Annotated in this window: 10 protein-coding genes, 1 tRNA gene and 1 riboswitch; of the genes, 6 read left to right on the top strand and 5 right to left on the bottom strand. The window is 63.3% G+C overall.

The genetic code is table 11. From position 1 onward, the window contains the following. Positions 1-366: 366 nt before the first annotated feature. A complete protein-coding gene (locus B0G77_RS10895) occupies positions 367-1,011 on the top strand; it encodes a hypothetical protein (protein ID WP_133662137.1) in 645 nt (214 codons plus the stop codon). A 233-nt stretch (positions 1,012-1,244) separates the two neighbouring features. Here the strand turns inward: B0G77_RS10895 and B0G77_RS10900 are convergent. The 3 genes from B0G77_RS10900 to B0G77_RS10910 form a co-directional block, all read right to left on the bottom strand. After that, positions 1,245-1,320: transfer RNA gene (locus B0G77_RS10900), tRNA-Thr, on the bottom strand. A gap of 54 nt (positions 1,321-1,374) precedes the next feature. After that, a complete protein-coding gene (locus B0G77_RS10905) occupies positions 1,375-2,391 on the bottom strand; it encodes a class 1 fructose-bisphosphatase (RefSeq protein ID WP_133662138.1) in 1,017 nt (338 codons plus the stop codon). Between the two features lie 92 nt (positions 2,392-2,483). Beyond that, positions 2,484-3,416, bottom strand: coding sequence for a LysR family transcriptional regulator (locus tag B0G77_RS10910; RefSeq protein WP_133662139.1), 933 nt, complete (start codon positions 3,414-3,416; stop codon positions 2,484-2,486). A gap of 136 nt (positions 3,417-3,552) precedes the next feature. On the opposite strand from B0G77_RS10910, the gene metE reads away from it, so the two are divergent. Next, positions 3,553-5,859, top strand: coding sequence for a 5-methyltetrahydropteroyltriglutamate--homocysteine S-methyltransferase (gene metE, locus B0G77_RS10915; RefSeq protein ID WP_133662140.1), 2,307 nt, complete (start codon positions 3,553-3,555; stop codon positions 5,857-5,859). Between the two features lie 143 nt (positions 5,860-6,002). On the opposite strand, the gene pepN is transcribed toward metE, so the two are convergent. Beyond that, positions 6,003-8,705, bottom strand: a complete 2,703-nt coding sequence (pepN, locus tag B0G77_RS10920) for an aminopeptidase N (protein ID WP_133662141.1) — start codon at positions 8,703-8,705, stop codon at positions 6,003-6,005. Between the two features lie 197 nt (positions 8,706-8,902). Here pepN and B0G77_RS10925 point away from each other — a divergent pair, with 197 nt between their 5' ends. Continuing rightward, complete coding sequence (locus B0G77_RS10925) at positions 8,903-9,598, top strand: DUF4136 domain-containing protein (protein ID WP_133662142.1); 696 nt, start codon at positions 8,903-8,905, stop codon at positions 9,596-9,598. Positions 9,599-9,700: 102 nt separating this feature from the next. Here the strand turns inward: B0G77_RS10925 and B0G77_RS10930 are convergent, their stop codons facing one another. Continuing rightward, entirely contained in the window at positions 9,701-10,273 is a 573-nt protein-coding gene (locus tag B0G77_RS10930) for a TMEM165/GDT1 family protein (RefSeq protein WP_133662143.1), read from the bottom strand. Between the two features lie 11 nt (positions 10,274-10,284). Beyond that, a riboswitch (yybP-ykoY riboswitch) is annotated at positions 10,285-10,500 on the bottom strand. Positions 10,501-10,959: 459 nt separating this feature from the next. On the opposite strand from B0G77_RS10930, the gene B0G77_RS10935 reads away from it, so the two are divergent. From B0G77_RS10935 to B0G77_RS10945, 3 genes are read left to right on the top strand one after another with little or no spacing between them, the layout of a single operon-like run. Next, positions 10,960-11,655 (top strand): beta-ketoacyl synthase chain length factor, encoded by a 696-nt coding sequence (locus B0G77_RS10935; RefSeq protein WP_133662144.1) that lies wholly within the window; start codon positions 10,960-10,962, stop codon positions 11,653-11,655. Next, positions 11,639-12,433, top strand: coding sequence for a lysophospholipid acyltransferase family protein (locus tag B0G77_RS10940; RefSeq protein ID WP_133662145.1), 795 nt, complete (start codon positions 11,639-11,641; stop codon positions 12,431-12,433). The genes B0G77_RS10935 and B0G77_RS10940 overlap by 17 nt, the downstream gene beginning before the upstream one ends. Beyond that, on the top strand, positions 12,408-12,707 hold the full coding sequence (locus tag B0G77_RS10945; RefSeq protein WP_133662146.1) for a phosphopantetheine-binding protein: 300 nt from the start codon (positions 12,408-12,410) through the stop codon (positions 12,705-12,707). Before B0G77_RS10940 ends, B0G77_RS10945 begins: the two co-directional genes overlap by 26 nt. Positions 12,708-12,710 lie beyond the last annotated feature (3 nt).

The following is a 12,710-nucleotide window of genomic DNA, read 5'->3' on the forward strand; positions in this document are numbered from 1 at the left end:
CGACGAGCAGCGGCGCGTGAATTACGTGCTGCGCGAGTTATGGAACCTGAGATGGAACGGGAGAATCTTCCGCCTCAAAGCAGACATGCGACCGAATGACAGCGGTGCGAACCCGCAGCAACCTGAATAAGTTCGCACCCGCGCCACCCTTAAAGCCCTGACACGCAAGGCAACAAACGTCCCGCGCAGGTTCCGTGGGTTCGCCTCGACAGCGCAGGTTAGCCATTTCGTGAAGCCGCGTTTATGCGGCGAGGCGGCAATCTCCCTCCCCCCAAAAAATCCCGCCGGGCGCTTTTTTCCGTCTCGACGCACCGAGCACGAACAGGGGTTTCTTTTAAGGGACAAACCTGTTGCAAAATGCCAGGCATGCCAACCGGTTCGGAGAAACTCCATGGCAACGGGAAGGTGGGACAGCGATTTCAGCGCTTTGCCATCCGTATAGGTGCCTGGTTTCGATCCGCGTTCGCATGGCTGTGGACCAACGCCGACCCGGTGTCGAAATGGGCAATTACGCTCGGGACTATCGCGGCGATCAGCGGGGCGACATTTGCTTACTACCAGTTCAAAATCGCTGGCGGCTCAGACTGGGCGGTCAATTTATCGCTGTCTACAGAGGTCGTTCCGTATCAGGACAATCTCGGTTTGCTTGTGGTGCATGTACGGTCGACGAACGCGCGCGCCAGCGAGGTCGATGTCGAGCCTCCTGCTGACAGCTTTAAGCTGACGGTGAAGCTGGTCCCGGACGGCTTGGCGTCCGGCAACGTCATTAATCCCGACGACGATTCCGACGCGCACCACCTAATACCGCCGATAGACCTACTTCCGAAAGAGGGCTATGTATTCGCCCCAGGCGCCGACTTTGAGGATGTCAGGGGCATCGTGGTGCCGTTGGGAAGCAAGATGTCGATTACGGCGAAACTGATCCACGACGGCGATGACGTTTCCGCAAGTAGTTTTCTGACGGTGGAACCCCCTGCGAGTGCGCCGGTATCCGTCCGCCTCCTTCCTTGAGGCCGAGAATGAGCAAAAGGAGTTCAATCTTCCAGCCAAAAAAGGAGGCCCGCCATCGTCGCGGGTTTTTTCATGCCAATGCAGCGCGCTGGAAAATTGGCAGGCAGCGTTTGGCGCGGAAGCAATGGTTACCACCGAATGGCGTTGATCGAAATTGCCTACACAGTGCCTACACGGACTCCAGAAAGCAAAAAGCCCAGTCGCAGTGACTGGGCTAAGTGCTTGAATCTTGTTGGTGCCGGAAAGAGGAATCGAACCCCCGACCTTCGCATTACGAATGCGCTGCTCTACCGTCTGAGCTATTCCGGCAACCGGAGAAACGAAATTATAGGGACTACATTGCCGCTTTGACAAGCCCCTCGGTCAACTTTTTGTTTCGAGGTGGTAGCGGGTCACGCGATCGACCTCGTTCTTCGAACCGAGGAACACCGCGACACGTTCGTGCAGGCTCTTCGGCCTGACGTCGAGAATACGCTTCTCGCCGTTGGTCGCAGCGCCCCCAGCCTGTTCGACGATGAAGGCCATCGGATTCGCTTCGTACATCAAACGCAGCTTGCCTGGCTTGTCCGGCGTGCGCTTGTCGGCCGGGTACATGAAGATCCCGCCGCGGTTCAGGATACGGTGCACGTCAGCCACCATCGACGCGATCCAGCGCATATTGAAGTCCTGCTGGCGCGGGCCGTCCTTGCCGGCATTCAGTTCGCTCACGTACTGCTGGACCGGCGGATACCAGTGCCGCGCATTCGACGCGTTGATGGCGTACTCGCGCGTTTCCACAGGAATGCGCAGGTCGCTTTGCGTGAGCACCCACGAGCCGAGTTCGCGGTCGAGCGTGAAACAGTTCACGCCATTGCCGGTGGTCAGCACGAGCACCGTTTGCGGACCGTACACCGCGTAGCCCGCCGCGACCTGCTGCGTGCCGGGTTGCAGGAAGGACTGTTCGGTCGGCTGCTGGCCGTCCGGGCAGCGCAGCACTGAGAAGATCGTGCCGATCGACACATTCACGTCGATGTTCGACGAGCCATCGAGCGGATCGAACACCAGCAGGTATTCGCCCTTCGGATAGTTGCTCGGAATCGGGAAGAACGTTTCCATCTCTTCCGACGCCATTGCGGCGAGGTTGCCACCCCATTCGTTTGCGTCGAGCAGGATTTCGTTCGACAGGATGTCGAGGTTCTTCTGCACTTCGCCCTGCACGTTCTCGCTGCCAGCGGTGCCGAGCGCCTCGCCAAGCGCGCCCTTGCTGACGTGGTAACTGATCGACTTGCACGCCCGCGCAACGACCTCGATCAACAGACGCAGATCGGCAGGCAGATTGTTGTTCTCGCGTTGCTGCTCGATCAGGTACTTCGTAAGAGTGGTACGACGTTGCAAAGACATTGCTGTACTCCGGAAAAGGCGTAGGAATGCCCCGATTTTACCTGCTCGCCCCTGTCGGCTTTGTGGTTTTCAAATGACAGCGCGATTTTGCTTCACAGCAGTTCGATCTGCGGCAGGTTCAGCAGGCTGGTTTCGCGCATGATCGACACGAAATCGGCGGCATATGGGCGCGCGGAGAACGCGGGCAAGGTCGCCGCATACAGTTCGCCTGCGAGCGGCGCGCCGTCGGCCGCGTGCACCGGGCGTGGCGTCACGTAGCGTTTGTCGAGCCAGGTCGCGACGGCCCACAGCGGCAGCGCAGCCACGCCGCGCCGGCTCGCAACCAGTTGCAGGATCGCGACCGTCAGTTCGGAAGTGCGCCGCTTCGGCTCGATTCCCGCGGGCTTCAGTACCTGGCGGACGATGTCGAGCATATCGTCGGGCACGGGGTAGGTGATCAGCGTCTCGTCGCGGAAATCGTCGGCTTCGAGCGCGGGTTTGTGCGCGAGCGGGTGATCGTTGGCGACGAGCCCGACGATCTGGAAACGGAATAACGGATGATGGTCGACGGCTTCGTCAGGGTCGGCCTCCGCCACGATCGCCAGATCCGCGCGGTCCTGATGCAGCAGGCCGATCGGGTCCGCATGGAAGCCGGACACGATATCGAGTTCGATCTCGGGCCACCGCTGGCGAAAGGCGTCCATGGCGGGCATCAGCCAGTCGAAGCACGTATGACATTCCACGGCGATCCGCAATGTCCCGCCCGTGCCCTGCGCAAGCCGCGCGACGTCGCGTTCGGCTTCTTCGATCGCCGGCACGACGCCTTCCGCGAGCGCCAGCAGCCGCTTGCCACCTGGCGTGAACGCGAGCGGCGCCGATTTGCGCACGAAAAGCGGCATGCCGAAATGCGTTTCGAGCGCCTTCAACTGGTGCGATAGCGCGGACTGCGTCAGACACAGAAACTGCGCGGCGCGCGACAGGTTGCCGGTGTCGCGCAGCGCGATCAGCGTCTGCAGATGCCTGAGTTCCAGAGGCGAACGGATCATGACGGGCCGCCAGATTAGCATGATGTTGAAAAAAATTAATGATAAACCAGAAAAACTTTCGTTTGAATAATATTCAGGCGAATTCGATACTGGCGCTCATCCACTGACTTCTGCGAACGAACCATTCGACACGGCCATGAGCACCGCACACATTCTGGGTTTCCCGCGCATCGGCGCGCATCGTGAACTGAAATTCGCCCTGGAGCGCTACTGGCGCGAAGGCCCGACCGCGGACGGCGAACGTGCGTTGCGCGAAACCGGCCGCGCGCTGCGTGCCGCGCACTGGCGCGCACAACGTGAAGCCGGGTTGACGTTCGTCACCGTCGGCGATTTCGCATGGTACGACCATGTGCTGACCACGCTTGCGCACGTCGGCGCCCTGCCGCAGCGCTTCGGTTTCGACGCGGCCGAATTGACGCTCGCGCAGTATTTCACGATGGCGCGCGGCACGGCAACGCAGCCAGCGATGGAAATGACCAAGTGGTTCGATACGAACTATCACTACCTTGTCCCAGAGTATTCGGCGTCGACGTGCTTCGGCGCGGGCGTGTCATGGCTCTTCGACGAGGTGAGGGAGGCGCAGGCCGCTGGCCATCACGCGAAGGTGGCGCTGGTGGGACCGTTGACGCTGTTATGGATCGGCAAGGAGCGCGACGGCCTCGCTGACCGGCTCGCGCTGCTGCCGGCGCTGTTGCCGGCCTATCAGGCGCTGCTTGCGCGGCTGCGGGAGCAGGGCGTCGACTGGGTGCAGATTGACGAGCCAATCTTCGCGCTCGATCTGCCTGACGCATGGCGCGACGCCGCTCCGGCCGCGTATGACGCGCTGGTGCCGCACGCGCCGAAGCTGCTGCTCACGACGTATTTCGACGACGTCAGCGAACACGCCACGCTGCTGAAATCGCTGCCGGTGGCCGGGGTGCATATCGACCTGGTGCGCGCGCCGTCGCAGCTCGACGCGTTCCTCGACGCGTTTCCCGCTGACAAGGTGTTGTCGTGCGGGATCGTCGATGGCCGCAACGTGTGGCGCAACGATCTGGACGCATCGCTGGCACGACTGACGGCGGCGCATCAGCAACTGGGCCCGAGGCTCTGGCTGGGGACGAGTTGCTCGCTGCTGCACACGCCGGTCGACCTCGCGAATGAAGCGAAGCTCGACGCCGAACTGCGCGCATGGCTCGCGTTTGCTGTGCAAAAGGTGCGCGAAGTGGCGCTGCTGCGGGATGCATTGACGCTCGGCCGCGCGTCGGTAGCCGCTGAGTTCGATGATGCCCGTGCTGCCTGCGCGAGCCGACGCACGTCGCTGCGCATCCACAATCCGCTCGTGAAGCGCCGCGTAGAAGCGGTGAGCGACGCCGATGCGACGCGTCGCTCGCCGTACGCGACACGCGCGGCAACCCAGCGCGCGCGCTTCAATCTGCCGCTTCTGCCGACCACGACGATCGGTTCGTTCCCGCAGACGGCGGAGATTCGAGCGGCGCGCGCCGCTCACCGGCAAGGCGGGTTGAGCCATCTGGACTACCTCGAAGCGATGCGCGCGCATGTCCGTTTCGCTGTCGGCCAGCAGCTCGCGTATGGTCTCGACGTACTGGTGCATGGCGAGGCCGAGCGCAACGACATGGTCGAATATTTCGGCGAGCTTTTATGGGGCTTCGCGATCACAGAGAGCGGCTGGGTTCAGAGCTATGGTTCGCGCTGCGTGAAGCCGCCATTGATCTACGGTGACGTGTACATGCCGGAGCCGATGACGCTCGGTTGGGCGACCTACGCACAGTCGCTCACCGACAAGCCGGTGAAAGGCATGCTGACCGGCCCGGTGACGATGCTGCAGTGGTCATTCGTGCGTGACGACCAGCCGCATGCGCAGACCGCCTTGCAGATCGCGCTGGCGCTGCGGCAGGAAACGCTTGCGCTCGAAGCGGCGCAGATCGGCATGATCCAGGTGGACGAACCGGCGCTGCGCGAAGGCTTGCCGCTGAAGGCGCGCGACCGCGCACATTACCTGGACTGGGCCGTTCGCGCATTCAAGGTGGCCGTATCGGGCGTCGAGGACGATACGCAGATTCACACTCATATGTGCTATTCGGAATTCGGCGACATCCTGTCTTCGATCGCCGCGCTCGATGCCGACGTGATCTCCATCGAGACGACCCGCTCGAACATGGAACTGCTCGCGGCGTTCGAGACCTTCGAGTATCCGAATGAGATCGGCCCCGGCGTCTATGACATTCATTCCCCCCGCGTGCCGGGCGCCGATGAAATGGCCGCGCTGATCGGTCTCGCGCTGGAGCGGATTCCTGCGGAGCGGCTGTGGGTGAATCCGGACTGCGGTCTGAAGACGCGCGACTGGCAGCAGGTAGGGCCAGCGCTCACGTCGATGGTCGAGGCAGCGAAGAAAGCGCGCGCAGCTCTCGCGCTGAAGTTCAGGGCCTGCGTCGCGGCTTGACGGAGAGGGCGCGGTCGATCGCGGCCGCCGCGAGGGCGGCCGCGCGCGTGCGGCTGCGCGGCGGCCGGGGCTATCCATCCAGATGGACGAAAAAAAACCGGCAACGCGCGCCGGTTTTTCATGTGCCCGGGAAAAACAGCCCGTCAGGCCAGCGCCTTCTCCACAATCTCACGCACATCGCGCGATTTCGCCTGTGCCGCGACCGCTTCCAGCGCGGAGCGCATGCCGTCGCGCAAGGCCGGCGTGAAGCGGCGCCACAGTTCCAGCGACCGCGCGAGGCGCGCCGCGACCTGCGGATTGATCGCGTCGAGGGCGATCACTTGCTCGGCCCAGAACCGGTATCCCGAGCCGTCTTCGGCGTGGAACTGCGCCGGGTTCGCCGCGCAGAAGCTGAAGATCAGCGAGCGCGCGCGATTCGGATTCTTCAGGTTGAACGCCGGATGCGTCATCAGCCCGCGCACGATATCGATCACCGGGCGCTGCGCGCTGCCGCGCTGCGTGGCCTGCAGCGCGAACCATTTGTCGATGACGAGCGGTTCCTTCTCGAAGCGTCGATAGAAGTCTTCGAGCGCCGCCTGCGCGAGCGCGCCACCGCCTGCCGCGGAGGCCGTCAGCAGCGCTGCCAGCGCCGCCGACCGGTCGGTCATGTTGTCGGCTGCGTCGTATTGGGCGTTGGCGAGGCGCACGGCATCGTCGGGACTGTCCAGCTCGGCGAGATAGGACAGCGCGAGATTTTTCAGCGCGCGATGACCGGCGGCGTCCGGCGTCGCTTCATACGTGCCGGGTGTCTGGTGTTTGTCGTAGATCGCAAGCCATTCGCGGTGCAACGCGCTGGCGAGGCGCTTGCGGACGAACTGTCGTGCGCTGTGAACTGCAGCCGGATTCGATTCGGCCATCTGCTCGGCGAGATACGCCTCCGACGGCAGCATCAGCGCAAGTTCGCGGAACGCCGGCGACAGCGATTCGTCCGTCAGCACGCGCGAGAAGGCAGCGACCACCGCATCGTCGAGTTGCAGTGCAGCGCCCGTCGCCGCACGCGACGCGAGCGTCATCAGTTCGCGGGTCGCCAGGCGTTGACCGGCTTCCCAACGGTTGAACGGATCGCTGTCGTGCGCGAGCAGGAAGGCGAGCTCGTCGTTCGTATAGTCGTACTCGACGATCACCGGCGCCGAGAAATTGCGCAGCAGCGATGGCAGCGGCCGTTCCGCGACGTCGACGAACGTGAAGGTCTGTTCGGTCTGGGTGAACTCGAGCACGCGCGTCATGCCCTGCGCCGCCGCGGCTTCACCTTCAAGGCGAAGCGGCAGGTCCGTGCCGTCGTGGCCAATCAGGCCGATCGCGAACGGAATCAGGAGCGGCCCCTTTTGCGTTTCCCGCGCGGTGGGCGAACCTTCGCCGTAACCCTGCGTGAGCGTCACGCTATAGCTGCGCTGTGCGGGGTCCCAGGCGGTTTTCACTGTCACGCGGGGCGTGCCGGCCTGGCTGTACCAGCGCTCGAACTGCGCGAGGTCGCGGCCGTTTGCATCGGCGAGCGCGTTGCGGAAGTCGTCGCAGGTCACCGCCTGGCCATCGTGACGCTTGAAGTACAGATCCATGCCGCGCCGGAACCCGTCGCGGCCGAACAGCATCTGGTACATCCGCACGACTTCCGAGCCTTTCTCATAGACCGTCATCGTGTAGAAGTTGTTGATCTCGACGTAGCTTTCGGGGCGGACCGGGTGCGCCATCGGGCCTGCGTCTTCGGCGAACTGCATCTGGCGCAGCACGCGCACGTCCTCGATGCGCTTGGTCGCGCGGGCGGCTTCATCGCTGCCGTTGAGCTGGCCACCGGCCATGTCGGCTGAAAACTCCTGATCGCGGAATACTGTCAGGCCTTCTTTCAGGCTCAGCTGGAACCAGTCGCGGCAGGTCACGCGATTGCCGGTCCAGTTGTGGAAATACTCGTGGCCGACCACCGCCTCGATGTTCGCGAAGTCGTTATCGGTCGCCGTTTCGGGGTTCGCCAGCACGTACTTCGTGTTGAAGATGTTGAGCCCCTTGTTCTCCATCGCGCCCATGTTGAAGTCGCTGACCGCGACGATCATGAAACGGTCCAGATCGAGTTCGAGCCCGAAGCGTTTCTCATCCCAGCGGATCGAGTGGATCAGCGAATCCATCGCGTGGCGGGTCTTGTCGAGGTCGTGCGGCTCGACCCACACCTGCAGCAGTTTTTCCTTGCCGGAGCCGGTCTTCACACGCTCCTCGAGCGCGACCAGCTTGCCTGCGACCAGCGCGAACAGATAGCTCGGCTTCCTGAACGGGTCTTCCCAGCGTGCAAAGTGGCGGCCGTCGGGCAGCTCGCCTTCCTCGATCAGATTGCCGTTCGAGAGCAGCACCGGATAGGCCGCCTTGTCTGCGGCGAGCGTCACCGTATAGGTGGCCATGACGTCGGGCCGGTCGAGGAAATACGTGATTCGGCGAAAGCCCTCGGCCTCGCACTGCGTAAAGAAATTGCCGCTCGACACATACAGCCCCGACAGCGTCGTGTTCTCCGCCGGATTGCAGACGGAGACGAGCGTCAGTTCGAATGCATCCGGCACATTGTCGAGCGTGAGACCGTGCTCATGCGGATGCGCGGCGGCGTGCGGCGTGCCGTCGATCGTCGCGTTGACGAACTCCATCTGCTCGCCCATCAGTTCCAGATGCGGCGTGCGGGCGGCGTCGGGATTGCGGCGCACGCGCATCGTGCTCCGGACCGTCGTGCGTTCCGGGACGAGGTCGAACTCGAGCGCGACGGTGTCGATCAGGAAGGCGGGCGGTGCGTAGTCGGCGCGGCGGATCACGGCAGGCGTAGCGGTGTCGGACATGGTGGTTTTGGTGTGGAGAGTGCAGGGTGGCCGCCACGCGCGCACGGTGCGCCGGACGAGCCTGTCGGGCCATTGTACAAAGCCTTGCCGCTTCATGCGGGCGAACTTTTTACCGATGGCTCGGGTCAGCGTATTATCAGGCCGCCGTGCCTGGACGCGCGGCCTGGATCAGAAGCTGAAGAAACACAAGGAAGACCATGACGCTCGACCGATGGACCCGTCGCGCCGCGCTGGTACTGGCGGCACTGGCAGGGATGCTTTCCGGCTGTACGACCTACGTGGAGACCCAGGTCACGGCCTTCTCCGACTGGAGCGGCAGCGACACTACCCGCACTTACGCGTTCGAGCGCAGCCCCGACCAGCAGAACAATCTCGAACAGTCGACCTACGAACAGCTCGTCGCACACGAGCTCGCCACCCACGCGTTCCAGCGCGTCAGCCTGTCGGAAGCGCGCTATCTGGTGGCGCTCAGCTACGGGATCCGTAGCGATATGGTGACGGTTTCGCAGCCCGTCTATTACAACCCGTGGCCAGCGCCGTACTACTGGGGGCGTCCAATGATCGATCCGTGGGGACCGTTCGGCCCGTTCCCGGCGGGCTATGTCGATCAGAGCTATCCGGTCTACACGCATGTGCTCGGTATCCGCATCACCCAGCGCGCGACCGGCAAGGAGGTGTACAAGGTGACGGCGCGCAACTCGGGTGCCGAATCGTCGCTGGTGCGCGCCATGCCTTATCTTGCGCGCAGCGCGCTGTCGGGCTTCCCGCTTGGCAACGGCGCCGTGCAGACCGTGAAGCTCCCAGTCGACAGCAACGGAGCAGTGCCTTCGAACGAAGTGGCGGCGTCGCCTGCTTCCGGTGCGCCTGCTTCCGCGCCGAAGGTCGCGCAGTAACTTACGCCGCCATGTTCAGCGAGCAGGATGCGCGGATGAAAAACAGCCGGCCACTTCACGGGCCGGCTTTTTTGTGCGGACAGGATCGGCAAACGATGCCGCTCAAGCGCCCACGCCGAAGAGTGCGAGCGCTCCAAGCACGACGAACATCACTGCGGCGATACCGTGCACGAGCTTGGTCGGCAGCCGGTGGGCGAACCGGTCGCCCAGCAGGATCGCCGGCACGTTGGCGATCATCATGCCGAGCGTCGTTCCTGCAACCACCCAGAAGAAGTCGTGAAAGCGGGCGGCGAGCGCGACCGTGGCGATCTGCGTCTTGTCGCCCATTTCCGCGAGGAAGAACGTCACCACCGTCGCGCCGAACACGCCAAGCCGGCTGCGGTTGGTGTTGGCTTCTTCGTCGTCGAGTTTGTCCGGCACGAGAATCCACAGCCCCATACCGATGAACGAAGCGGCGAGCGCCCAGCGCATGAGAGTCGGTGTGACGAGCGTGCCGAGCCATGCGCCCAGCGCGCCGGCGCCCGCGTGATTGACCAGCGTGGCGACGAGGACCCCGAGAATGATCGGTAGCGGCTTGCGATAGCGGGCAGCGAGGACGAGCGAAAGCAGTTGCGTCTTGTCGCCGATTTCAGCGAGCGCGACAGCGCCGGTCGAGATCAGAAAGGCTTGATGCACGGTGTGATGGTTCCTCGGGCCGGAATATGCACGAGCGACGACCCACTACGCGCCGGGCCCCGTTGCGGCGGTGGTGGATCATCGGTCTCGCCAGGCCAGAGGCTGCGTCTGCCATGGCCTTACAGGCCAAGTCTGTTGACAGGCGCCCCCGCGTGTCACGCGTGTGGCGCAGGCGTTTCGGCTTGCGCGGGCGTGTTGCGGGGCGGCTACTCCCCAATGAGGGGCGGATTATAGCATCGGTGTTTGCACGCACGGCGAAGTGTCCGGGAAGCAAACGTTTTACAGAAAGTAAAGCCGGGCGACTTGCCGAACTGGGTCGACGAATCGAGTGATCCCATTAATGACGGGCTTTTGGAGGTAAGGTACAAAATCGTCTGACCTTCCGTCGCGCGGGCGACACGGATACAGATGGATACGTCTTTTGTGGCTGATTTAATTCAGAATGTTCAGTATGATTCCGGCGATTCCACGGGGGAGTCCGAGTCGAATTAACCCTCATGGCCTTGCCGCCCGGCCCTAAATAATTCCGGGCGAATGCCGTTAATTCGCTGAACACATAACAAGACTGGATCAACCCCCGGTTGGCGTCTACTAGAGCTGGGTTATGCGTCCACGTCGCGCCGTTGGCCGGCGCGTGCGATGAGACGCCCGTAGCCCTGGCAGCTTTCAATCGTGCGAACACCGATATGCCCGATCTGCACTGGACCATTCCGGTTGCTCGCTGGTCTTCCTGGCCTGCCGTCGCAGCCACCGCCCCCGATATTGGCTTTATCGAGCCGATCGTGCGTCGGCGTCTGAGCACGCTGTCGCGGGCGGCGCTCAAGGTCGCGCACGACTGCGTCGGCGATCTGGCTGGCGTGCGTGTCGTATTCGCGTCGCGGCACGGCGAATTGCGCCGTACCACCGACATCCTGCGCACGATCAGCGCGGGCGAGCCCGTTTCGCCGACCGCGTTCAGCCTGTCGGTTCTCAACGCGATGACGGGCGTGTTCAGCATTGCGCGTAGCGACCGGTCAGCTGCCAACGCCATTTCGGCGGGGGCCGAAACAGTCGGTTATGCGATGCTCGAAGCGCACGCCCAATACGCGGCGGATCCCGCCACGCCCGTGCTGATCGTCTACGCCGACGAACCGGCGGATCCAGCCTACGGCACGATCGAAGATGAGGTGCAGGGCGGCGCACTCGCGATCCTGCTGGATGCGGGTCGCGCCGAAGGGCAACTGACGTGTGCACTCACCCGCGCGCCTGCGGCGGACGCTGCGCCCGCCTGCTTTCCGACGCAGAGCCAGGCGCTGGAGCATTGTCTCGACACGCACTCGGCGGCCGCGTGGCAAGGCGCGAGTGCGACCTGGCACTGGAGCTGGCATGATGGCGCGGCTTGATTTCGCATGGCGCCTGTGCGCCACCGGCATGGCCTTCGTGGTGTTCGGCGTGTGCGGCGTGCTGTTTTCGGTGCTCGTGTTCCCGCTCGCCTGGTTGTGGCCGCATCGAGCGTCGCGTCAGCTTGCGGTGACGACGGTCATCCACTGGTTTTTCCGGGCGCTGGTCGCCGTGCTGCGGCGCGGCGGTGTGATGGACCTGAAAGTGCAGGGCGGCGACGCGCTGCGTACGTGCCGTCCTGCGATCATCGTCGCGAATCACCCGACTTATCTCGACGTGATGGTGCTGCTCTCGCTTACGCCACACGCGTGCTGCGTCGTGAAGAACGCGCATTGGAGCAATCCGTGCTTCTACGGCATCGTGCGTGCGGCCGAATATGTGAGCAATGCGGATCCTGTCGAACTCGTCGAAGCCGGTAGCCGGCAGCTCGAAGCCGGCTACACGATGATCATTTTCCCGGAAGGAACCCGCAGCCCCGCGCCGAACCGCCTGCATGCGTTTTCACGCGGCTTCGCGCACATGGCGCTGAAGGCGGGCGCGCCGATCCTGCCGGTGCTGATGGATTGCGATCCTCCGGCCTTCACCAAGCAGATGCGCTGGTACAACGTGCCGGCGCGTGCATTCCGCATGCGCGTTAGCGTGCTTGAACCCCTCGGGGTCGACTGTCTTGCCGCCCACGATACTCCGCCGGCGATTGCCGCGCGCACCGTGACCAGCGCTATCGAGGCGCACATTACACAGCATCTGTTCGATTATGGATTCTTTAAAACTGGAAATTAAGCAGCTCCTGATCGAAGCACTTGATCTGGAAGACCTGAGCCCTGCCGACATCGACGACGATGCGCCGCTCTTCGACACCGACGGTATCGGTCTCGATTCGATCGACGCGCTCGAAATCGGCATCGTTTTGCGAAAACAATACCAACTGACCATCGCTGCAAACGACGAACGCACGCGCGAGCACTTCCGCTCGATCAATACTCTGGCCGCGCTCGTCGCGAGCCAGCGCGAGCCGGCGCATGCAGCTGACGAAACCGTCAAAAAAGGGGAATAAATC

The sequence above is a fragment of the Paraburkholderia sp. BL10I2N1 genome (genome assembly GCF_004361815.1).
GTDB lineage: Bacteria > Pseudomonadota > Gammaproteobacteria > Burkholderiales > Burkholderiaceae > Paraburkholderia.